This window comes from Mobilicoccus pelagius NBRC 104925 (assembly GCF_000247995.1).
Taxonomy (GTDB): domain Bacteria; phylum Actinomycetota; class Actinomycetes; order Actinomycetales; family Dermatophilaceae; genus Mobilicoccus; species Mobilicoccus pelagius.
In genome coordinates this window covers 84,678-106,470 of sequence record NZ_BAFE01000052.1, presented here as the reverse complement: position 1 = coordinate 106,470, position 21,793 = coordinate 84,678, and the positions used below count along the sequence as shown (strand labels likewise).

20 protein-coding genes and 1 tRNA gene are annotated in these 21,793 nt (G+C 72.1%); 8 read left to right on the top strand and 13 right to left on the bottom strand.

The annotated features are described in order from the left end of the window. The first annotated feature begins 71 nt into the window (after positions 1–71). Positions 72–638 carry a dienelactone hydrolase family protein gene (locus MOPEL_RS07850; RefSeq protein ID WP_009482344.1) on the top strand — a complete coding sequence of 189 codons (567 nt, stop codon included), beginning with the start codon at positions 72–74 and terminating at the stop codon, positions 636–638. 106 nt (positions 639–744) lie between these two features. Here MOPEL_RS07850 and MOPEL_RS07845 read toward each other — a convergent pair whose 3' ends face one another. After that, complete coding sequence (locus MOPEL_RS07845) at positions 745–1,653, bottom strand: SDR family oxidoreductase (RefSeq protein ID WP_009482343.1); 909 nt, start codon at positions 1,651–1,653, stop codon at positions 745–747. 82 nt (positions 1,654–1,735) lie between these two features. Then, complete coding sequence (gene thrC, locus MOPEL_RS07840) at positions 1,736–3,190, bottom strand: threonine synthase (protein ID WP_009482342.1); 1,455 nt, start codon at positions 3,188–3,190, stop codon at positions 1,736–1,738. A gap of 34 nt (positions 3,191–3,224) precedes the next feature. Here thrC and MOPEL_RS16610 point away from each other — a divergent pair, with 34 nt between their 5' ends. Beyond that, the gene (locus tag MOPEL_RS16610; protein WP_083841791.1) at positions 3,225–4,124 is read left to right on the top strand and encodes an SDR family oxidoreductase; all 900 of its coding nucleotides are present in this window, start codon (positions 3,225–3,227) and stop codon (positions 4,122–4,124) included. On the opposite strand, the gene MOPEL_RS07835 is transcribed toward MOPEL_RS16610, so the two are convergent. From MOPEL_RS07835 to MOPEL_RS07825, 3 genes are all read right to left on the bottom strand, one after another. Beyond that, on the bottom strand, positions 4,018–5,316 hold the full coding sequence (locus MOPEL_RS07835; protein WP_009482341.1) for a nucleotide sugar dehydrogenase: 1,299 nt from the start codon (positions 5,314–5,316) through the stop codon (positions 4,018–4,020). The genes MOPEL_RS16610 and MOPEL_RS07835 overlap by 107 nt on opposite strands. 61 nt (positions 5,317–5,377) lie before the next feature. Next, positions 5,378–6,823 carry an HD-GYP domain-containing protein gene (locus MOPEL_RS15930; protein WP_009482340.1) on the bottom strand — a complete coding sequence of 482 codons (1,446 nt, stop codon included), beginning with the start codon at positions 6,821–6,823 and terminating at the stop codon, positions 5,378–5,380. Next, positions 6,820–8,418, bottom strand: coding sequence for an HD-GYP domain-containing protein (locus MOPEL_RS07825; protein ID WP_141631241.1), 1,599 nt, complete (start codon positions 8,416–8,418; stop codon positions 6,820–6,822). The genes MOPEL_RS15930 and MOPEL_RS07825 overlap by 4 nt, the downstream gene beginning before the upstream one ends. A 550-nt stretch (positions 8,419–8,968) precedes the next feature. Here MOPEL_RS07825 and MOPEL_RS18970 point away from each other — a divergent pair. After that, complete coding sequence (locus MOPEL_RS18970) at positions 8,969–9,043, top strand: 50S ribosomal protein bL37 (protein WP_373279733.1); 75 nt, start codon at positions 8,969–8,971, stop codon at positions 9,041–9,043. 73 nt (positions 9,044–9,116) lie between these two features. Here the strand turns inward: MOPEL_RS18970 and rsrA are convergent, their stop codons facing one another. The 3 genes from rsrA to MOPEL_RS07810 form a co-directional block, all read right to left on the bottom strand. After that, the gene (rsrA, locus tag MOPEL_RS07820) at positions 9,117–9,398 is read right to left on the bottom strand and encodes a mycothiol system anti-sigma-R factor (RefSeq protein ID WP_009482338.1); all 282 of its coding nucleotides are present in this window, start codon (positions 9,396–9,398) and stop codon (positions 9,117–9,119) included. Continuing rightward, the gene (locus tag MOPEL_RS07815) at positions 9,398–10,231 is read right to left on the bottom strand and encodes a sigma-70 family RNA polymerase sigma factor (protein WP_009482337.1); all 834 of its coding nucleotides are present in this window, start codon (positions 10,229–10,231) and stop codon (positions 9,398–9,400) included. Before MOPEL_RS07815 ends, rsrA begins: the two co-directional genes overlap by 1 nt. A gap of 184 nt (positions 10,232–10,415) precedes the next feature. Beyond that, positions 10,416–11,267: an SOS response-associated peptidase gene (locus MOPEL_RS07810; RefSeq protein ID WP_009482336.1), complete on the bottom strand. Its 852-nt coding sequence runs from the start codon at positions 11,265–11,267 to the stop codon at positions 10,416–10,418. 449 nt (positions 11,268–11,716) lie between these two features. Between MOPEL_RS07810 and MOPEL_RS07805 the strand changes: the two genes are divergently transcribed. From MOPEL_RS07805 to hisN, 5 genes are all read left to right on the top strand, one after another. Further along, the gene (locus MOPEL_RS07805) at positions 11,717–12,199 is read left to right on the top strand and encodes a DoxX family protein (protein ID WP_009482335.1); all 483 of its coding nucleotides are present in this window, start codon (positions 11,717–11,719) and stop codon (positions 12,197–12,199) included. A gap of 20 nt (positions 12,200–12,219) precedes the next feature. Beyond that, positions 12,220–13,512, top strand: a complete 1,293-nt coding sequence (gene aroA, locus MOPEL_RS07800) for a 3-phosphoshikimate 1-carboxyvinyltransferase (RefSeq protein WP_009482334.1) — start codon at positions 12,220–12,222, stop codon at positions 13,510–13,512. Then, positions 13,509–14,606, top strand: a complete 1,098-nt coding sequence (gene rsgA, locus MOPEL_RS07795; protein WP_009482333.1) for a ribosome small subunit-dependent GTPase A — start codon at positions 13,509–13,511, stop codon at positions 14,604–14,606. Before aroA ends, rsgA begins: the two co-directional genes overlap by 4 nt. 131 nt (positions 14,607–14,737) lie before the next feature. Continuing rightward, positions 14,738–15,574 carry a polyphosphate kinase 2 gene (gene ppk2, locus MOPEL_RS07790; RefSeq protein WP_009482332.1) on the top strand — a complete coding sequence of 279 codons (837 nt, stop codon included), beginning with the start codon at positions 14,738–14,740 and terminating at the stop codon, positions 15,572–15,574. Positions 15,575–15,768: 194 nt separating this feature from the next. Continuing rightward, the gene (gene hisN, locus MOPEL_RS07785) at positions 15,769–16,560 is read left to right on the top strand and encodes a histidinol-phosphatase (protein ID WP_009482331.1); all 792 of its coding nucleotides are present in this window, start codon (positions 15,769–15,771) and stop codon (positions 16,558–16,560) included. A gap of 136 nt (positions 16,561–16,696) precedes the next feature. On the opposite strand, the gene MOPEL_RS07780 is transcribed toward hisN, so the two are convergent. The 5 genes from MOPEL_RS07780 to MOPEL_RS07760 all read right to left on the bottom strand — a co-directional run bounded on the left by MOPEL_RS07780 (position 16,697) and on the right by MOPEL_RS07760 (position 21,789). Beyond that, the gene (locus MOPEL_RS07780) at positions 16,697–18,028 is read right to left on the bottom strand and encodes a M16 family metallopeptidase (protein ID WP_009482330.1); all 1,332 of its coding nucleotides are present in this window, start codon (positions 18,026–18,028) and stop codon (positions 16,697–16,699) included. Beyond that, positions 18,025–19,434 carry a M16 family metallopeptidase gene (locus MOPEL_RS07775; RefSeq protein WP_009482329.1) on the bottom strand — a complete coding sequence of 470 codons (1,410 nt, stop codon included), beginning with the start codon at positions 19,432–19,434 and terminating at the stop codon, positions 18,025–18,027. Before MOPEL_RS07775 ends, MOPEL_RS07780 begins: the two co-directional genes overlap by 4 nt. Positions 19,435–19,802: 368 nt before the next feature. Next, the gene (locus MOPEL_RS07770) at positions 19,803–20,474 is read right to left on the bottom strand and encodes an MBL fold metallo-hydrolase (protein WP_009482328.1); all 672 of its coding nucleotides are present in this window, start codon (positions 20,472–20,474) and stop codon (positions 19,803–19,805) included. Further along, entirely contained in the window at positions 20,471–21,553 is a 1,083-nt protein-coding gene (locus MOPEL_RS07765) for an S-(hydroxymethyl)mycothiol dehydrogenase (RefSeq protein ID WP_009482327.1), read from the bottom strand. The genes MOPEL_RS07770 and MOPEL_RS07765 overlap by 4 nt, the downstream gene beginning before the upstream one ends. 159 nt (positions 21,554–21,712) lie before the next feature. Beyond that, a tRNA-Met gene (locus tag MOPEL_RS07760) sits at positions 21,713–21,789 on the bottom strand. Positions 21,790–21,793: the final 4 nt, after the last annotated feature.

Genomic DNA, 21,793 nt, shown 5'->3' with positions numbered 1-21,793 from the left:
GTCTCCGGATCCCGTTCGGGGCCGGGCCCCGACGGTGACGGCACCACGGCCGCGTCGCTACGGTCGAGAGCATGAGCGCCGACCTCGTCATCCTCCACTCCGCGTACGGGCAGACGCGAGGCGTCCGCGCCGTCGCCGAGGCCCTCGCCGCCACGGGACGGCGCGTCCACGTCCCCGACTTCTACCGGGGGCGGGTGTTCACGACGGAGGCGCAGGGCATCGCCCACCGCGACGCCATCGGCTATCAGGCCCTCCTCGACCGGGTCCGGGGCGACATCGCCGGTCTCGACCCGACGACGTCGTTCCTCGGGTTCTCTCTCGGCGCCTCGTTCGCCCACCGCCTCGCCGCGGAACGCCCTGCGATGGGGCATCTCGTCCTCGTCGGCAACACGAACCCCGTCTCCGGGTCATGGCCGGGGATCCCCGTGCAGGTGCACCGCTTCGAGGAGGACCACTGGGTGCGCCCCTCCGACGTCGCCGACCTCCGTGAGGCCGTCGAGGTCTCCGGTGGGATGTTCGAGGACCACGTCCTACCCGGCCACGGGCACCTCTTCACCGAGCCTCACCTGCCCGAGTACGACCCGGCCCGCGTCGACACGTTCGTCGCGCAGGTCCACGAGTTCCTCGACTGGGCCTGACGCGTCTCGTTCCTGCCCGCCCGACCCGGCCCCGACACGCCGACGCCCCACCGGCACCGGGTGCGGGCGGGGCGTCGGGGCAGTGCGTCCCGGGGTGGGCGGCGGCTCAGAAGACGGGCTTGCCGCCGGTGACGCCGACGACCGTGCCGGAGACGTAGCTCGCCTCCTCGGGCGAGGCGAGGAACACGTAGGCGCCGGCCATCTCGGCGGGCTGACCGGGGCGGCCGAGCGGGGTGTCGGCACCGAAGGTCTCGACGTCGGACGCCTTGCGCGTCGCGGGCTGCAGCGGGGTCCAGATCGGGCCGGGGGCCACGGCGTTGACGCGGATGCCCTTCGGCCCGAGGTCGGCGGCGAGGTTGACCGTGAGGTTGTTGATCGCGGCCTTCGTGGCGGCGTAGTCGATGAGGGCCGTGGAGGGGTCGTAGGCCTGCACCGAACTCGTGTTGATGATGCAGGACCCCTCCCCCAGGTGCGGCAGGGCGGCCTTGCACAGCCAGATGACGGCGTGGAGGTTCGTCCTCAGCGTGCGCTCGACGTCGTCGAGGTCGAGCCCCGCGAGACCCTCCTCACCACGGGACCAGTGGAACCCGGCGTTGTTGACGAGGACGTCGAGTCTGCCAAGGCCCTCGACGGCCTCGGTGATCGACCGCTCGCACTCGGCGTGCGTGCGCAGGTCGGCGGGGACGAGCACGGCGGTACGTCCGGCCTCGCGGACGAGGCGCGCGGTCTCCTCGGCGTCGACCTGTTCCTCCGGCATGTACCCGAGGGCGACGTCCGCGCCCTCACGGGCGAACGCGATGGCGACGGCCCGACCGATGCCGGAGTCGCCGCCGGTGATGAACGCCTTGAGCCCGGTGAGGCGGTCACGGCCGGTCCAGGTGGTCTCGCCGTGGTCGGGCACGGGGGTCATCTCGCCGGTGAGGCCGGGCGGGGTCTGCTCCTGCGGAGGGAAGCTCTTGCCTTCCTGGTCGCTGACGAGCTTCTGCGCGTTGCGGACGACGTCGGGGGTGTTCATGAATGCTCCTCGGTGACGGCAGGTCTCGGGCTCACGGTACGACCCCGGCCGAGGCGGCGCCCGTCGGAGTCGAGGAGCGGGGTCACTGCGTGAGCGTGTCGACGATGACCTTCTTGACGAGGTCGGCGTCGTTGCCGATGTCCATGACGTGGCGGTCGGCGTCGCGGAGGTAGGCGTAGGCGTCGGGGATCTCGGGTTCGCGGCCGACGGCCTCGACGATGGTCGAGGCGAACTTGACGGGGAGGGCGGTCTCGAGGACGACGAGGGGGGTGTCGACGTCGCCGCCGTCGAGGACGTCGAAGGCGACCTTGAGGGCGTCGGCGGTGTGGGGGTCGACGAGGACGCCGTACTTCTTCTCGACGGCGGCGATCGTCGAGACACGGTCGGCGTGCGTGGACGTGCCGGAGGCGAATCCGAAGCGGTCCCGGACGTCTCCGAAGACGGGGTCGCCGGAGAGGTCGAAGCCCTCGCCGGTGGAGAGGCCGGCGAAGAGCTCGGCCGTGCGGGCGCCGTCGCGGTGCAGGAGGTCGAAGACGAACCGCTCGAGGTTGCTCGCCTTGGAGATGTCCATGGACGGCGAACTCGTCTCGTGCGTCTCGGTGCTCGTGCGCACGCGGTAGACGCCGGTGCGGAAGAACTCGTCGAGGACGTCGTTCTCGTTCGTCGCGACGACGAGGGTGTCGATCGGCACCCCCATCTGACGGGCGACGTGCCCGGCGCAGACGTTGCCGAAGTTGCCGGTGGGGACGACGAACGAGACCTCACGCGCGTCGGCGTCCTCGAGCCCGTCGGTCGCGCGCAGCCAGCAGGCGACGTAGTAGACGACCTGGGCGAGGAGCCGTGCCCAGTTGATCGAGTTGACCGCGCCGAGGCGGTGGAGCTCCTTGAAGTCGAGGTCCGAGGACACCTTCTTGACGATGTCCTGGCAGTCGTCGAAGACGCCGTCGACGGCCATGTTGACGACGTGGGGGTCGTCGACACTGAACATCTGCGCCTGCTGGAACGGGGTCATACGTCCGGCGGGGCTGAGCATGAAGACGTGGATGTTCGGCCGGCCCTTCATCGCGAAGATCGCGGCGCTCCCCGTGTCGCCGCTCGTCGCGCCGAGGATCGCGAGGGAGGAGTCGCGGCGCCGCAGTTCGTACTCGAAGAGCTCCCCGAGGAGCTGCATCGCCATGTCCTTGAACGCGGCGGTGGGCCCGTTGGAGAGGTGCCCGAGGAAGAGACTCCCGTCGAGCCGGGCGACCGGGACGATCTCCTTCGTGCCGAACTTCTCCGCGGTGTACGCGCGCTCGCAGATGCCCCTCAGGTCTGCATCCGGGATGTCGTCGACGTACAGCGAGAGGATCGCGTGGGCGAGGGCGGCGTATCCCTCCTCCTCGAGCAGCCGTCGCCAGCGGGCGAGGGTGTCGGCGTCCACCTGCGGGTAGGACTCGGGCAGGTAGAGCCCGCCGTCGGGCGCGAGGCCGCCGATGAGGATGTCGCAGAACGAGAGGGTGGCCTCGCCCTGGGGGTCACGGGTGGAGAGATAGCGCACACCTCCCAGGTTACGGGCGAACCGGCCTGCGCCGGTGCATCGTCCGCGCCGGTGCGGTGTCCGGGACACCCGGCCCCGTCCCGCCGTCTGCACGAGGCGACCGATCACCTCCGTCACCCGCCCGGTTTCCTTCCCCGCAGTGGCCCCCGCGACAGCGTCGGAGACGGCGGCAGGGAGGGGCCCGGTCGCGACCGGGACGTGGGCGTCATGGCTGGGACGCTCGACGGCAGAACGGCTCTCGTCACCGGGGGCACGAGATGCATCGGGCTCGGCATCGCCACCGTGCTCCTGCAGGAGGGGCCCCGGGTCCTCGACACGGGGCTCACCGAGCAGGCGTGCGAGGAGGCACGGGCGGCGACGGGTCGTCCTCACGTCGTCGATCACGGGGCCGTTCACCGGCTGTCCCGGGTGGTCGCACCACGGCGCGCCGGACGCCGTGCAGCTCGGGCACATGCGGACGACGGCGATGGAGCTCGCCCCGCACGGCGTCGCGGTCGACGCCGTCCTGCCGGGCGACGTCGTCTGCGAGGGCCTGCGCGCCCTCGGCGAGGAGTACCTCGACCGCATGGCGGTGGCCGCCCCCAGGGGCACCCTCGGCGCCCCGAAGGACATCGGCCACGCAGCGGCGTTCTTCGCCTCCGACGGGGCGCGGTACGTCACCGGTCAGGTGCTCGTCGTGGACGGCGACCAGCTCCTGCCGGAATCGCCCGAGGCCCTGGCCGACCTGCGCGCCCGAGTCCCCCCACCCCGCCACACGCGACGACGCCTGCCCCTCGAGGTGAGGGGCGGGCGTCGTCGTGGGGAACCGGGGTTCCCGGGTGGAGCCGTCAGGCGCGGCCCACGGTGCGGAACGTCACGCCCTCGAACTCGTCGGCGTCGAGGAAGTTGCGGCCGTCGACGACGACGGAGACGCCGGGCAGGTCGGCCTTCGTGAGCTGTGCGTACTCGGCGTGGTCGGCCTGGACGATGGCGACGTCGACGTCCTCGCCCGCGTGGTAGGCGTCCCAGCCGAACTTCGCGAGCTCCTCGTCGGAGTACATCGGGTCGTGGACGAGCACCTGCGCACCCTCGGCCTTCAGCGCGTCGACCGTCGGGAAGACGCCGGAGAACGCCGTCTCCTTGACGCCGCCGCGGTAGGAGGCGCCGAGCACGACGACCTTCTTTCCCGAGAGGTCACCGGCGGCCCCCTTGGCCAGGCCCACGGTGTAGGCGGGCATGTCGGCGTTCGCTTCGCGGGCGGCGCGGACGACGGTGGCCTCCGGGTCGTTCCACAGGTACAGGCGCGGGTAGACGGGGATGCAGTGGCCGCCGACGGCGATGCCGGGGCGGTGGATGTGGCTGTACGGCTGGGAGTTGCTCGCCTCGATGACCTGGTAGACGTCGATGCCGTTGTCGGCGGCGAACCGGCCGAACTGATTGGCGAGGCCGATGTTGACGTCGCGGTACGTCGTCTCGGCGAGCTTGGCCATCTCGGCGGCCTCGGCGGAGCCGAGGTCCCACACGCCGTTGCCGCGCTCGAGGTCGGGGCGCTCGTCGAAGTCGAGGACCGACTCGTAGAACTCGATGCCGCGCTGCACGCCCGCCCCGCGGAGGCCGTCGAGTCCACCGATGAGCTTGGGGTATTTGCGGAGGTCGGCGAACACACGACCGGTGAGGACGCGCTCCGGGGAGAACACGAGGTGGAAATCCTTGCCCTCCACCAGTCCCGAGCCCTCCTCGAGCATCGGCTTCCAGCGACCGCGGGTCGTGCCGACCGGCAGGGTGGTCTCGTAGGAGACGAGGGTGTCGGGCTTGAGGCCGCGGGCGATGTCCTTCGTCGCCGACTCCATCCAGCCGAAGTCGGGCTTGCCGTCCGCGTCGACGAACAGGGGGACGACGATGACGACGGCGTCGGACTGGGAGACGGCCGAGGCGGTGTCCGTCGTCGCCTCGATGAGCCCGGCGTCGACGGCCTCGACGAGCTTCTCCTGGAGGTGCGCCTCGCCCGGGAACGGCTCGGTGCCGGCGTTGACCGACTCGACGACGGCCGGGTTGACGTCCGCCCCGAGGACACGATGGCCCTTCGAGGCGAACTGCACGGCGAGGGGGAGGCCGATCTTGCCGAGGCCCACGACGGTGATGTTCACGCGAGAATTCCTCACTTCGGCGTCGCCGCCGAGATGTTCGATGGTCGAGTCCTCCCTGATCTTAAGTCCTCACCTGCTCGACCGAGCTGCCTCCCTGGCCCGACACCCCGTGGACGAGCGCGTCGAGCACGTCGACGACGCGCGGGTCGTACTCGTGGCCGAGGCCGAGGTAGAGGCGTTCGAGCGCCGCGTCCGGCCCCGGCAGGGGCAACCCGGCGGAGGCCCCGGTGAGGAGGTCGTCGTAGGCGTTCGCGACCTTGATGACGCGGCTCGCGAGAGGCTGCGCCCGGCGGTGGGAGACGTGGTGCCGGTAGGGCACGGCCTGCGCCTCGATGATCGCCGCCTCCTCGTCGAGCACCCCCGAGGCCCGGGCGATCTCCGCACCGTCGAGGGCGATCTCCTCCTGGTCGGCGGGCGCCGCGAGCACGGTGGCGCCCGACGGGACGGGGCGCACGAGACGCACCTGTCCGAGGTCGTGGAGCAGCGCGGCACGCTCGGTCTCGGCGAGGTCGCGACGCCCCATGCCGAGCTCCCGGCCGATCTCCGTCGAGAGGTGCGCGACGCGCGCGGCGTGACCGGGGCGGACGACCCCCATCGCCTCCGGGAGGTGCGAGAGGGCGACGACGCTCTGGCGGGCGTGTTCGCGCATCTCGTCGTGGCGGCGCACGGCGATCTGATTGAAGACGAGGGGCAGGAGGATGAGTGGAAGCGCCGGCGGGCCGAGCAGCGGCTGCGCCACCGCGACGAGCACGGCCGTCGCCGCCGGCACGACACCGAGCGTGAGGCTCTCCTCCAACGCGTCGGCATAGGCGTCCCGACGGCTTCCCACGCGGGGCGTGGAGAACTCCATCCGCAGCGGCACTTCGAGGATGAGCGCCCCGTAGATCATCGCGAGGAGTACGACGGCCCCCGCCTGCGGCGGCGCCTCGAGGAGCGCGGCGCGCAGGGGGCGGGCGGCGCCGAGGTCACGGAGCAGGACCACGAGGCCCGCCACCGTGACGATGCGCGGCAGATACCGCCGGAGGACCGCCGCGAGCGCGCGTCCGGAGAAGGACCGTGCGGCGAGGAGGCCCCCGACGACGAGACCGACCGCCGCCACCGCGACGACGAGGACGGTCGACGGCGCGGCGTGGTGGTCGGTGAGTCCGTGGTCGACGGTGAGCGCGAGCGCCGCCGTGGCCCCGACGTCGATCGTGCGGGAGGGCTCGGCGGGTCCGGGGCCGCGCCCCGGTAGGACCGGCGTCTGCATCGATGCCCCGGCCGTGATCGTCGCGAGGAAGAGCGCGAGCATGAGCCACTCCTGGGCGACGTCGAACGTGTCCGGTCGCGCCACGCCGACCACTGCAGCGCCGACGACGGCCACGAGTAGGAGCCAGATCCCGCCGGTGGCGATGCGGAACCCACGCTCGCGGCGTTCGTGCGCGAAGACGGACGGGTGCGCCTCGATGCCGTGGGACGCCTCCGCGGTGATGTCGACGGCCGGAGGCGGTGTGGTCGCGGAGGTCATCGCCGCCTCCCCCCGACCGTCCCCTCACGCAGACCCGACCCGCGCGAGGCGCGGGCCCCGCGGATCGGCCGCGTCGTACGCCCCGCGGGAAGCGTGCGCGCCACCGGCGCTCCCGCCCCGGCCGCCGCGGAATCGTCTCCGCCGTGGTGTTGCGGGACACCGGCGTCGCCGGCCCCGGCGGACGCGCCCGCGCCGGGCTCGGGGGGTCCGTCGAACTCGTCGACGTCCTCCGCCACGTCGAGGACGGCCGCGAGCGCGGCGACGCCCGCCGGATCGAAGCGACGACCCGCCATCGACCGTAGGCGCCGCACGAGCTCGGCGTCGGCGCGGGACGCGTCCGACGTCGTGACGAGGACGTCCGCCGCATCGGCCACCGCGAGGATCCGTGCATGGACGGGGATCGCGTCGGCCCGCAACCCATCCGGACCCCCCGTACCGTCGAACCACTCTCCCTCGAGCCGGACGGCCCGGGCGGCGTCGGCGAGGAAGTCGATGCGGCCGAGCACCTGGTCGGCCGCCACCGCCGAGGCGACCGCGAGATCGCGCCGCTCACCGACGCGGTGTGCCGCCGTGCACGGGCCCGACATGCCGACGGTGTGGAGGCGCGCCGCGTCGTGCACCGCCGCACGGTCCGCGGGCCGCAGCCCCATCTCGAGGGCGAGGGCGTCGGCGTACCGGACGACCCGCTCGTCGTGGGCGCGGACGCCGTCGTCGCGCCCCGCACCCGCGATCGCCCGGATGAGACCCGTCCGGGTTCGCCGCTCCGCGGAGAACAGGCCGTGCATGTGTCGCGTGAGGACGAGAGGCGCGGTGACGAGGAGCAACGCGATGGCGTCGAGTCCCCCGGGCCCCCACAGGACGACGACGACGAACGCGACGAGCGCCCAGGCGAGGAAGGTGGGGACGGTGCGGAGCATCCCTCCGACGAGGGCGAGACGGCTCGGCGTCGTCGGGTCCCGTGGGGTGACGGTGAGGAGGACGACGAGGTTCGTCGCGAGGAAGGCCGCGTCGGCGAGGAGGAGCGGCACGCCGACGGAGGCGGTGAGCACCCCGGCGGGTTCTTCGCCGAGGAGGAGGGGGCGCCCGTCCACGGTGAGCACCCCCTCGATCATCACGGCACCGTGGGCGAGCTTGTAGACCGACGACGCGACGGCCGCCGACAGCCCGAACATGAGGCCGTTGAAGACCCATGCCTGCCACCACCCCTGGCGGGCGTCGAGCACCGCGGCGCCGATGCCGAGGAGCACCGCCCCGAGGGGACCGACGAGAGGGATCGCGGCGAGGAGCACGACGGCCGTGAACGAGAACGACACGCGCTCCTCCGACCGGTCGAACCGCAGACCCGCGCTCGCCGCGGCGGCGACGAGCAGGAGGGTGAACGTGAAGGCGTCGGAGAGCCCCATGGGGCGCATGTCCGTGGCCCACGACGTGATGACCGCGGTGAGCGCCCCGGCGAGGAGGAGCGGGACGAGCATGCCAGGACGCCCGCTCCGGCGAGGGCCGGAACGGGCGTCCTGTGCGCCTGCGGCCGTTCCGGCCGGATCACCCGTGGGGAACGGCTGATCGGCCGGAGGCGGCGACGTGAGGCTGTTCATTCCCCGATCGTAATCGAGGAATACCGATATTCAGAGGAGGGCCGCCCTCAGAAGGACGGGGTCCACCACCAGCAACGGGAGGCACGCATCGCAATCAACTCCATCCGTGTGGTTCGCCGCCGCACCTCTCCCCCAGGGACTCTCGTGCTGAGCGTCGGAGCGGCCGACGGTGATGACTAATCGAGATTTACTTCTTAGAACCGACCCCCATCGGTTCTTCGAAGTGCTCTGAACATAGCCACCCAGCAAGGTCCGGAGCACGCATCCAGGCCTTTATTTGCCCACTCTTTGCCACTTTTACCGAGTCCAATGAATAGGTCGGACGTCCATTCCGTGACCTGGACGCGCGCCCGTTCCACCCATTCCGTTCCACCCATTTCGACGATGTTGGACACTCCCCCTCGGAGTCGTCGACCCGCGGCGCGAGGCGACGGGGCTCCCCCATCCCCGGCGCACCGCCACGCACCCCTCGCGCCGCGCCGCTTGGGCGCCTCCGGACGCATGTGGGAAGATGCTCCGACGGCACGACACTGCCTCGAAGGAGCACACCATGAGCAAGCGAGCACGCAAGCGCCGCGCCCGCAAGGGCAACAAGGCCAACCACGGCCGCAAGCCCAACGCCTGAGCGTCGGCACGAACGAAGGCCCCGACCACCCTGTGGTGGTCGGGGCCTTCGTTCGTCGTGGAGCCTTGAGACCTCAGTCGGCCCGGGGCGCATCCTCGCGGGTGAGCCCGAACGTCGTGATGCGGGCCATGATCTGCATGCGTAGGGTGCGCGGCGCCGGCTGGCACGCGCAGGACCGCCGCACGAGCGCCTTGAGCACGAGATCACGCTCGTACTCGCTCATGCAGGCCCCGCACTCGTCCAGGTGCGTCTTGAGACGTTCGCAGTCCCCCGCGTCCATCTCGGCGTCGATGTACTCGAAGACCCGCAGCCGGACCTCGGAACAGTCGGTGGGGTGGGTGTCCGCGTCGGCCATCACTTCACCCCCGAGTAGCCGCGCTCGGCGGCGTAGTCGTTGAGGAGCTCACGGAGCTGACGGCGCCCGCGGTGGAGACGCGACATCACGGTGCCGATCGGCGTGTCCATGATCTCGGCGATCTCCTTGTAGGCGAAGCCCTCGACGTCGGCGAGGTACACGGCGAGGCGGAAGTCCTCCCCGAGCTGCGCCAGCGCGCGGGTCACGTCGCTGTCGGGCAGGTGGTCGAGCGCCTCGACCTCCGCCGAGCGCAGACCGGTCGAGCTGTGCGACTCGGCCCGGGCGAGTTGGTAGTCCTCGACCTCCGCCGCGTCGGACTGCAACGGCTGCCGCTGCTTCTTGCGGTAGGAATTGATGTACGTGTTCGTGAGGATCCGGTACAGCCACGCCTTGAGGTTCGTGCCCGGCTTGTACTGGTGGAACGCGGCGAACGCCTTGGCGTATGTCTCCTGGACGAGGTCCTCGGCGTCGGAGGGGTTGCGCGTCGTGCGCAGCGCCGCACTGTAGAGCTGGTCGAGGTAGGGCATCGCGTCGCGCTCGAAGCGGGCGGCGCGTTCCGCCGGGGTCTCCGCGGCGACGTCGATGCCGGGCTCGTCGGCGCCGGGGCGGGCCGCGGCGCCGTCCCGCCCGGAGGCGGTCGTGGCGGCACCCTGCTCGGGGCGTGTCGGGGCGGTGTCTAGGGGATCGGGTGTGGGCCGAGGGGCCGGTGGGGCGGACGACTCGTTCATCACGCTCCAGGATAGAGCCCCGACGTCGAAACCGCGCGTCCCCACCGCGTCGGTGAGACCGAGGAAGCCGGTCTCCGGTGGCGCGGGATGGGTCTGGACGAGCACGTTGTCCTCCTTGGGCCTGGCGTGCGGACTCCGGGGTCAACGACATCGGGGCCGCCGTCCATTCCCGCCGCCGCACGGATCCCGGCCGGCGGCGCCGGACCCGCGGCTGCACGACCACACCCCTCGCCCCGCGGTGGTGTGTCGCCACCGGAGCTGCACGGAAGGGGCGGCCCGACCGCGGGGGTCAGCCGATGATCTCGCCGGTCGTCGGGTCGACGACACCCTCGAGCTCCTCGACGGGCGCCGGGATGCGCAGATCGGGACCGTTGACGCGGGAGGAGCCGACGGCCCGACCCACGGGGCGGGCCTCGAAGCGGCCGGGCCGGGCGAACGCGAGCATCGCGGCGATCTCGTCGCGGTCGTCGACGCGTGGGTCGAGCCAACGCCCCCAGTCCTCCGGTTCGAGGACGAGCGGTTGCCGGTCGTGGACGCGGTCGAGCCCCGGTTCGGCGGCCGTCGTGACGATGGAGACGCTCGCGAGCCACGTCCTCGGGTCGGCGGGATCGCCCGCCGGGTCCTTCCAGAACTCGTAGAGCCCGGCGAAGGCGAGCGGCACGTCGTCGCCCCGGTGGATGAAGAACGGCTGCCGACGCGGCTTTCCCCGCACCGTCACCGTGGGACTCCGCTGCCACTCGTACCAGCCGTCAGCGGGGACGAGCGCACGCCGACGGAGCCCGGCGGCGCGGAACGCGGGCTTCTCGAGCACGGTTTCGGCGCGGGCGTTGAACATCCGGGAGCCGACGGAGGGATCCTTCGACCACGAGGGGACGAGACCCCACGTGAGCAGCCGCAACTGACGTACGGGCTCCTCCGACGCCTCGTCGTCGCCGTCGACGCCCTCCTCAGGACGCGGCGGACGCTCGAGGACGACCCGGACGTTCTTGCTCGGGGCGATGTTGTGGTCGGCCGTGCCCGCGGGCGGGTCCTGCGGTGCCGCGAGGATCGACCGGACGGGCGCGTCGGTCCGGTCGAGTGCGACGTCGAACTCCTCGAGCAGATCGGCGTTGCTCGCCGACGAGGCGTATCTGCCGCACATCGCTCCTCCGTCCCGCACGGCCCACGCCGTCGCGTCTCACGAGCACTCCGCGCCGACTCCCGTCGACGCCCTGGTCGCCCGATCGTCGCCCCTGCACGGGCGCGGGCGCCACTCGGTGCGCGGGCTCGAGCACGATTCGTCGCGCCTCGTGCAGCGACCAGGACACCGACCCTCCCCGTGCGGATGCGGGTCCGCGGGGCGCGCACGGAGGTCGCGCACGAAGACCGTGAGGCCCGTCACCCCTGCGGGTGCGATCGCCACCCCGGACGGACGTGTCCCACTGCCCGCCGGCGCCGGGGCCTCCGACACCGCTCGCCGCCCGCCCACCCCCGGGCGCGAGACGCACCGCCACCGCGACGCGCGGGTGTCGGCGGCGGCCATTACGGTAGGAGCGGGCGCCCTCCCCTCGCGGAGACACGCCCACGACTCGATCCTTCGAAGGAGACACGATGATCCGCCGACTCGCCCGCCCCATGCTCGCTGCCGTGTTCGTCACCGGAGGGATCGACGCGCTGCGTCACCCGGGCGGCCGCGTCGAGCTCGCCGCTCCGCTCACCGAGAAGGCCTCCGAGCTCGCGGGCACCCCGAACGACCCCGAGATGATGGTCCGCGCGAACGGTGCCCTCATGGCGCTCTCCGGCGCGATGCTCGCCACCGGCCGCATGCCGCGCGTCGCGAGCACGATGCTCGCCGCGTCCCTCGTTCCGACGACGCTCGTCGGCCACACGTTCTGGACCGAGCGCGAGCCCGGCGCCCGCAAGATGCAGGAGATCCAGTTCATGAAGAACCTCGGCCTCCTCGGCGGCGTCATGCTCGCCGCGGTCGACACCGAGGGCAAGCCGGGTCTCGCCTGGCGCGCACAGAACGTCGCCAAGAGCGCCCGCCGCGAGGCCCGCCTCGCCAAGGCGCAGGCCAAGCTCGCCGTCTCCTGATCGACGAGGTCTCCCGACCGGTGGCTCCCCATCCCGATCCCTGGCCCGCGCCGTCGCGTCCGACCCCGGTCGACGCGACGGTGCGGTTGCCGGGCAGCAAGTCCCTCACGAACCGCTACCTCGTCCTCGCGGCGCTCGCCGACGGCCCTTCGCGCCTGCGGCTGCCGCTCCGCAGCCGTGACACCGAACTCATGGCCGCCGCGCTGCGGGCTCTCGGCACCCGGGTGATCGACGCCCCCGACGGCGACTGGATCGTCGAGCCGGGCCCGATCCGCGGTGGCGTCGACGTCGACTGCGGCCTCGCCGGCACCGTGATGCGGTTCGTCCCCCCGGTCGCCGCCCTCGCCGACGGCCCCGTGCGCTTCGACGGCGACCCCGGAGCGCGCACCCGCCCCGTCGCGACCGGCCTGCGCGCCCTGCGCGACCTCGGCGTCGAGATCAGCGACGACGGCGACGGCCGCATGCCGTTCACCGTCCACGGCCGGGGTGAGATCCCCGGCGGCCGCGTCGAGATGGACGCCTCGGCGAGCTCCCAGTTCGTCTCCGGTCTGCTGCTCGCGGCCCCCCGCTTCGACCGCGGCGTCACCGTCGTCCACCGCGGCGACCCCCTGCCCAGCGCGCCCCACGTCGTCATGACGGTCGAGGCGCTCCGCGACGCCGGCGTCACCGTCGACGACTGCGAACCCGACCGGTGGACCGTCGACCCCGGCCCGATCCTCCCCCTCGACGTCGTCGTCGAACCCGACCTCTCCAACGCCGCCGCGTTCCTCGCCGGCGCGATGGTCACCGGCGGGCGCATCCACGTCCCCGACTGGCCGCACCACACGACTCAGGCGGGCGATCACATCCGCGACGTCTTCGACGCGATGGGCGGCGACGTCGCCCTCGACCGCGACGGGCTCACCGTCACCGGCCCCGACCGCCCGAGCGGTCTCGACGTCGACCTTCACGACGCGGGCGAGCTCACCCCGGTCGTCGCCGCGGTCGCCGCCGTCGCGGACTCCCCCAGCTGGCTGCGGGGCATCTCCCACCTCCGCGGACACGAGACCGATCGGCTCGCCGCCCTCGCCCGCGAGATCGAGAAGGTCGGCGGCCGCGTCGAGGTCACCGAGGACGCCCTGCACGTCGTTCCCGGCCCGCCGCGCCCCGCGACGATCCACACGTACGCCGACCACCGCATGGCGATGGCCGCCGCCGTCCTCGGGCTCGCCATCCCCGGCGTCCTCGTCGAGGACGTCGCGACGACGGGCAAGACCCTCCCCGACTTCCCCGGCATGTGGGAGGCCATGGTCGCCGGGACGGCCCCCGCGTGAGCCGTCTCGCCGACCGCTACGACGAGAGCGACGTCCGCGTCCGCCCCGGACGCCGCGGCTCCCGCCCCCGCACCAAGGAACGGCCCCGCCACGAGGACGCGGTGATCGGCACCGTCATCACCGTCGACCGCGGGCGCTACACCGTCCGTGTCGAGGGCCACCTCGTCATCGCGATGCGCGCACGCGAACTCGGCCGCAAGGCCGCCGTCGTCGGCGACGACGTCGCGCTCGTCGGCGACATCCGCGGCGGCCCCGACCGGCTCGCCCGCATCGTCCGCATCGAGCCCCGACGCTCCGTCCTGCGACGCACGGCCGACGACACCGACCCCGTCGAGCGGGTCATCGTCGCCAACGCCGACCAGCTCGTCGTCGTCACCGCCCTCGCCGACCCCGAGCCACGACCGCGCATGATCGACCGCTGCCTCGTCGCGGCCTATGACGCGGGCCTCACCCCGCTCCTCGTCCTCACGAAGGCCGACCGCATCGACCCGGAGAACCCGCCGGACGTGCTCGACATGTACCGGCCGCTCGATGTCCCCGTCGTCGTCACGTCCTTCGCCGACGACGACGTCGTTCCCGACGACGCCTCGGACACCACCCACCTCGGGCGCCACCGCATCGTCGGTGTCGAGGAGGTGCGCGAGCTGCTCACCGGGCGGGTGAGCGTGCTCGTCGGCCACTCCGGGGTCGGCAAGTCCACCCTCGTCAATGCCCTCGTCCCCGACGCGGACCGCGCGACCGGCCACGTCAACGACGTCACGGGTCGCGGACGCCACACGTCGACCTCGGCGATCGCGCTCGAGCTGCCGGTGGACGACGAGGGCCGACGCGGCTGGATCGTCGACACCCCCGGAGTCCGCTCGTTCGGGCTCGCGCACATCGACCCCGACCGCATCGTCACCCACTTCTCCGAGCTCGCCGGTGGACTCGACGGTTGCCCCCGCGGCTGCAGCCACGACGAGGAGGAGTGCGGGCTCGATGCCTGGGTGGCCTCCGGGCAGGCCGGGCCCGCGGGGCCGGCACGACTCGACTCGTTGCGGCGCCTCCTCCGTGCCCGCACCGAACCCCGCGAGCACGACCGCCCCGACGCCTGACCCCGGGCGTCCCCTGCCCGGGGCCGGTCCGCCTCCCCGCGGGGCGACCGCGAGGTGCGGTGCCGCGGACCGGCCCAGGATCCGTCGTCCGGCCGAGGGGCACCCGGAAGCGGGAGTGACATCATCGGAGGATGGGTTCACAAAAGAAGATGAAGAAGGGCGTCTACGAGGCCGAACTGCTCCGGCTGCAGCAGGAACTCGTCGACATGCAGCAGTGGATCAAGGAGACCGGGCAGCGGCTCGTCGTCATATTCGAAGGTCGTGACGCGGCCGGCAAGGGCGGCGCGATCAAGCGGGTGAGTGAGTACCTCAACCCCCGCGCCGCCCAGATCGTCGCGCTGCCGGCACCGACGGAGCGACAGAAGACGCAGTGGTACTTCCAGCGGTACGTCGAGCACCTTCCCGCCGCCGGTGAGATCCGCCTGTTCGATCGTTCCTGGTACAACCGCGCCGGCGTCGAGCGGGTCATGGGCTACTGCTCCGCGGAGGAGTACCGCCGGTTCCTCCGCCAGACCCCCATCTTCGAGCGGATGCTCATCGAGGACGGAATCATGCTGCGAAAGTACTGGTTCTCGGTGAGCGACCACGAGCAGCTCAAGCGGTTCGAGTCGCGCCTCACCGACCCGATGCGCCGCTGGAAGCTTTCGCCCACCGACCTCGAATCCCTCACGCGCTGGGAGGAGTACAGCCGCGCGAAGGACGACATGTTCGTCCACACCGACATCCCCGAGGCGCGGTGGAACGTCGTCGAGAGCGACGACAAGCGGGCGGCACGGATCAACATGATCGCCCACCTCCTCCACTCGGTGCCCTACGAGCACATCGAGCAGCCCAAGCTCAAGCTGCCCAAGCGTCCACCGTCGACGGGATACCAGCGTACCGACCGGTCGCTGCAGCTCGAGGTCCCCGACCACGCCTCCACCGTCGGCGAGGAGGCCCACAGCCCCTACGAGGACCCCGAGGACTGACCGGGACCCCGAGGACTGACCAGGGCCCCCGAAGGACCGCCCCCCGCCCCCCGCCCCACCCTCTGCGCGAGGAGACGGGGCGGGTGTCGGCACGGCGTCTCGGACCCCGAGGAACGCCTCGCCCCACGGCAACACGGACACCGCCGAGTGAGGCCTGCGCCCCGTACCCGCGGTTCGGGCGATAGCGTGTCGTCGTGCCCGATTACACCGACGATCTCCGTCTCGCCCACGTCCTCGCCGATTCCGTCGAACGCATCACGATGGCGCGCTATCAGGCCGAGGACCTCGTCGTCGAGACCAAGCCCGACCTCACCCCGGTGAGCGACGCCGACAAGGACGCCGAGGACCTCATCCGGTCCTACCTCAAGCGCGCCCGTTCTCGCGACGCGGTGCAGGGCGAGGAGGGCGGCACCACCGGCCACGGCAACCGCAAGTGGATCATCGACCCGATCGACGGCACGAAGAACTACGTCCGTGGCGTCCCCGTGTGGGCGACGCTCATGGCGCTCGTCGAGGACGACGAGGTCGTCATCGGTCTCGTGAGCGCCCCGGCGCTCAACCGGCGATGGTGGGCGGCGAAGGGCACCGGCGCCTGGACGGGCCGTTCCCTCGCGGGAGCGAAGCGGATGCGCGTCTCCTCGGTCTCGTCGGTGGCCGACGCGTCGCTCTCCCACTCGGAGATATCGGAGTGGACCGAGGCCGGGTTGCGTGACCAGTTCCTCGACCTCGGCGAGGAGGTGTGGCGCACCCGCGCGTACGGCGACTTCTGGTCGTACATGCTCGTCGCCGAGGGTGCCGTCGACATCGCCGCCGAACCGCAGCTCGAGGTGTACGACATGGCCGCGCTCGTGCCGATCGTCACCGAGGCCGGCGGCCGGTTCACCTCGTTGGAGGGCGAGGACGGCCCCTGGGGTGCGGGCGCCGTCGCCACCAACGGTCTCCTCCACGACGAGGTCCTCGAGCGTCTGTGTCCTCGCACCGCCTGAGTCCGAACCGCCTTGCCGCGCACGGTGGTCCACCGACGACACCGCGGCGCCCCTCACGTCCGACGTGAGGGGCGCCGTCGTCGTACCGCCCGCCCTCCGCGGGTCGACGACGTCCCGGCCCGACCGCGGCGTGACCTCAGCTCACGACCTGCACGGGCAGATCGGTCGTGAGGGTGGGGACGACGACCGAGGCGTCACCGACGATCACCACCGTCCACCGGCGGTCGACGTGGGTGCGGTAGGCCTCGGTGAGACGTTCCGGCGTGAGCGTGAGGGTGTCGGCGAGGACCTCCGAGGTGTGCTCGGTGCCGAGCCCGTCCAGCGCCCGCGCGGCGGCCTCGGAGGCGACGACGTCCGCCGTCGCGAACCGGCCCGGCGCGGTGAGCGAGAGGTAGTCGACACCGGCGGTCGTCTCCGTCGCCGTGAAGCCCTCCGCCGCGGGGGCGTCGAGGATCGACAGGGTGAGGTCGAGCGCTTCCGCGGTGACCTCCGTGCGCACCGACCCCGTCGTCATGAACAACCCGCTGCCGCTCCGAGGCCGGGCCATCGACCGCATCCCGTACGTGAAGCCCTTGTCCTCCCGCAGCACCGCGTCGAGCCGGGCGTGCGGGGACCCGCCGAGCAGGTACGCGACGACCGGGAACGGCGCCCAGCCGCCCTCGACTCGCCGGTCCGGTCCGGCGCACCCGAGGTGGAACTCGCTCTGCACGCTGCCAGGGCGGTCGACGACGACGAGACGGTGCGCGTCGTCCGCCCGCACGTGCGGGCCGGACGATGCGGCCGCGGCCGGTCCCGACCATCCCGCGAACGCCTCCTCGACGAGGGCCCGCACGTCGAGTCCGCGCAGGTCGCCCGCGACGACGATCGTCGACCCCACCGGCCCGAGCTGCGCGTGGCGGGCCCGGACGACGTCGGGCGTGATCGCCGAGACGGTCTCACGCGCCCCCGCCGTCGGGCGGGACGCCCGCGTGCCGGGCGCGTAGTACGTACGCGCGAACTCGCGCGCCGCCCGCATCCCGGGATTCGCGTCCTCCTGATCGATCTCGGCGAGACGCGCCCGCACCTGCCGGGCGACCTCGTCCTTGCCGAGCGTCGGCCTGGTGAGGACGTCGACGAGCAACGACAACGCCTCCGGCAGACGCCGCCCGGGCACGTCGAGGTCCACGGCAAGACCCCGCTCCCCCACCCCGGCGTGCATCGACATTCCCGTCCGCTCGAGGAGTTCGACCATCTCCTCGGCGTCCCGGCCCCCGGCGCCCTCGTCGAGCGTGCGGGCCATGATCGACCCGACACCCTCGTACGCCTCGGGCTCGGTGTCGAGCGGTGTCGGGCACGTCACCTGCACCGAGACGACGTGCTGTCCCGGCAGATCGAACGTGAGCAGCGTGGCCCCGCAACTCGTCTCGTGGCGCTCCGGCTGCGGGAACGCCCACGGGCCGGGCCGGGTGACGCTCGGGCGGGTGCTCATGCCTGCTCTCCTTCGTCCGTCGTCGACCCGTCCCTCGTCAGGGAGTCGGCGGCGGTGTCAGTGCTGTCGGTCGTGGGGTGGTCGTCGGCGGCGCCGGACGCGTCCGTCCCTGCCGGGGCGTCCGCGACCGGTTCGTCCGTCGCCCCTCCCGCGTAGGCGACGACGACCCGATGCTTCGGCGCCAGCCATGTCGCCACGGCGCGGCGGACGTCTTCGGCCGTGACGGCGTCGAGGCGGTCGAGGTAGGTGTTGATCCCCTCGGGGTCGTCGTAGAGGGTGGTGAGGCGCCCGAGCTGGTCGGCACGCTCCTCCACCGAGGCGAGCGTCGAGAGCCACTCCCGCTCGTTCTGCGCGGACGCGGCCTCCATCTCCACCGGCGACGGCCCCTCCTCGGCGAGCCTTGTCAGCTCGACGACGATCGCCTCCTCGAGTTCGGTGAGCGTGATGCCCTCGGCGGGCTGGGCGGCGAGGAACCCGAGCGACGTTCCGTCGGCGAGGCCGAGCGGGGCGCTCGAGGCGAACGTCGCGATCTCCGCACCTCGGACGAGGTTCTTCTCGAGCCGCGAGATCGCCGTGCCCCCGAGGATCTCGAGGGCGAGGCCCGCGGCGTCGAACTCCGGGGCATGATCGGCCGGCAGCCGGAACCCGAGGTAGAGGCGCGGGGCGGGAACGTCCTGGTCGACGTCGACGTGCACGGGATCCGGCAGCGGCGGCAACGGCGGGGTACTCGCGGGTGGGACGTCCTCGCCCCGAGCGAGGTCGCCGAAGTACCGCTCGGCCCCGGCGAACCCGGCCTCCGGGGTGACGTCGCCGCACAGGGTGAGAACCGTGTTCCCCGGGTGGTACCAGCGGCGGAAGAACGCGTGCACGTCCTCGAGCGTCGCCGCGTCGAGGTCGGCCATCGAGCCGATCGTCGAGTGGTGGTATGGGTGCCCCTCGGGGAAGACGTTCGCGTACAGGTGGTGGAGCGCCTCCCCGTACGGCTGGTTGTCGTACCGCTGCCGCTTCTCCTCCTTGACGACGTCGCGCTGGTTGTCGAGGTTCTCCTGCGTCACCGCGTCGAGGAGGTACCCGTGGCGGTCGGCCTCCATCCAGAGCGCGAGGTCGAGGGCCCCCGAGGGGAGGGTCTCGAAGTAGTTCGTGCGGTCGAACCACGTCGTCGCGTTGAGGCGCGCCCCCACCCCCATGAGGGCGGAGAAGTGCTCCCCGCTCGCGACGTGTCGCGAGCCCTGGAACATGAGGTGTTCGAAGAGGTGCGCGAACCCCGTGCGCCCCTCCTGTTCGTGGCGCGACCCGACGCCCACCCACAGGTTGACGGCGACGACAGGCGAGGCGTGGTCCTCACTGACGACGACACGCAGACCGTTGGGCAGCGTGGTGGTCTCGACGGGGTAATCCAGCGGCATCGCTCCAGCCTACGACCCACGAGGCACGACCCGTCACCACCCGAGGCACACCCGCGTTCGGTGCTCTCGCACCGTGAGGAAACAGCAGGAACGACGGGTCCGTCTCGTATCCGCGGCGGGAAGACCGACGTCCGCGCAGGTCGGAGGACCGCGCCGGACGCTCGGGCCGAACGAACCCGTCCTTCCGGTCGTTCGTGGTCGGAGGAGTGGCTCGCCCCCTCCGACGTCTCGGCGCGAGATTCCCGGCGATCGCTGCTACCCCCGGTCACGGCTCCCGGAATGCAGCCGTCGACGCATCGGGGCCGGACGTACATGAGGGCCGGCCCCGCACGTCGTGTGCGGCACCGACCCTCCCGGAGCGCGGGTGCTCAGTCCTCGTGCTCGTCGATCCACTTCTGACGATCCGGCGCCTCGTCGCCGATCGTCGTGGAGTCACCGTGGCCGGTGAGGACGAGCGTCTCCCCCGGCAGCGTGAGCAGGCGATCGGTGATCGAGGCGATGATCGTGTCGAAGTCGCTGAACGACCGGCCCGTCGCGCCCGGCCCGCCATTGAAGAGCGTGTCGCCGCTGAAGAGGACGGCGAGGTCCGGGCTGTGGAGGCATACCGCACCCGGAGAGTGCCCGGGCGTGTGGAACACGGTGAGCGGCAGGCCCGCGACCTCGACGACCTGACCGTCGGCGAGCTCGCCGTCGGGCGCGGCGTCGGGGAACTCGGCGTCCCACAGCATGCGGTCGGCCGGGTGGAGCAGGCGCGGCGCGCCCGTCGCCGCCGCGAGCTCGTCGCTCGCGTTGATGTGGTCGTTGTGCCCGTGGGTGAGGACGATCGCCTTGACGGTGCGGCCGTCGAGGGCCTCGACGATGGGCCCCGCCTCGTGGGCGGCGTCGACGACGATCACCTCGGAATCGTCACCGACGATCCAGATGTTGTTGTCGACCTCCCACTCGCCGCCGTCGAGGGTGAACACGCCGCGGGTGATGACGCGCTCGACGCGGATGCCCTCGCGGCTACCGGGGGTGGTGACGATCTCGGAGGCGCTCACAGCTCCACCACCGATCGCAGCACGGTGCCCTCGCGCATCTTGTCGAACGCGCTCTCGACGTCACCGAGGCCGATGCGCTCGCTGACGAAACGGTCGAGATCGAGCCGGCCCTGCTTGTAGAGCGAGACGAGCATGGGGAAGTCGCGGCTCGGCAGGCAGTCGCCGTACCAGCTGCTCTTGAGGGCGCCGCCGCGGCCGAAGATCTCGGCAAGCGGCAGGGTGACCTCTGTGTCGGGCGTGGGCACGCCGACGAGGACCACCCGCCCGGCGAGGTCACGGGCGTAGAACGCCTGCTCGTACGTCTCGGGGCGACCGATGGCCTCGACGACGACGTCGGCCCCGAACCCGCCGGTGATCTCCCGGATGCGTTCGACGGCGTCCTCGGCCGAGGAGTCGATCGTGTGCGTCGCGCCGAACTCGCGGGCCCACTCGAGCTTCTTGGGGTCGACGTCGACCGCGATGATCGTCGTCGCGCCCGCGACGACCGCGCCCGCGATGGCCGCGTCGCCCACGCCACCGCACCCGAAGACGGCGACGGACTCGCCGCGCTGCACGGCGCCGGTGTTGACGGCGGCACCGAAGCCCGCCATGACCCCACACCCGAGGAGCCCGACGGCGGCCGGGTCGGCCTCGTCGACCTTCGTGCACTGGCCGGCGGCGACGAGGGTCTTCTCGACGAACGCGCCGATGCCGAGGGCGGGCGTGAGCTCGGTGCCGTCGGTGAGGGTCATCTTCTGCGTCGCGTTGGCGGTGTCGAAGCAGTACCACGGCTGCCCCTTGAGACAGGCACGGCACTCGCCGCACACGGCGCGCCAGTTGAGGACGACGAAGTCGCCGGGCTCGACCTCGGTGACACCCTCGCCCACGGCCTCGACGACGCCCGCGGCCTCGTGTCCGAGGAGGAACGGGTAGGAGTCGTCGATGCCACCCTCCCGGTAGTGGAGGTCGGTGTGGCACACGCCGCACGCCTGGATCGCGACGACGGCCTCGCCAGGGCCCGGGTCGGGGACGACGACGTCGACGAGCTCGACGCGTGCCCCCTTCGAACGCGCGATGACTCCCTTGACTGTGCTCGGCATTGTCGCCCTCTCTCGGGTCGATGATGGGTTGCGGGCTCATTCAACCAGCCGGATCGATGCCGCGACACCAACGGAGGTCCATGGCATCGAGCACCGGACGGACGGAAAGCCCCGGACAGTGCGAAAGCCGCGGCCCGTGAGGACCGCGGCTTTCGATCGTGGTAGCGGGGGCAGGATTTGAACCTGCGACCTCCGGGTTATGAGCCCGGCGAGCTACCGAACTGCTCCACCCCGCGTCGG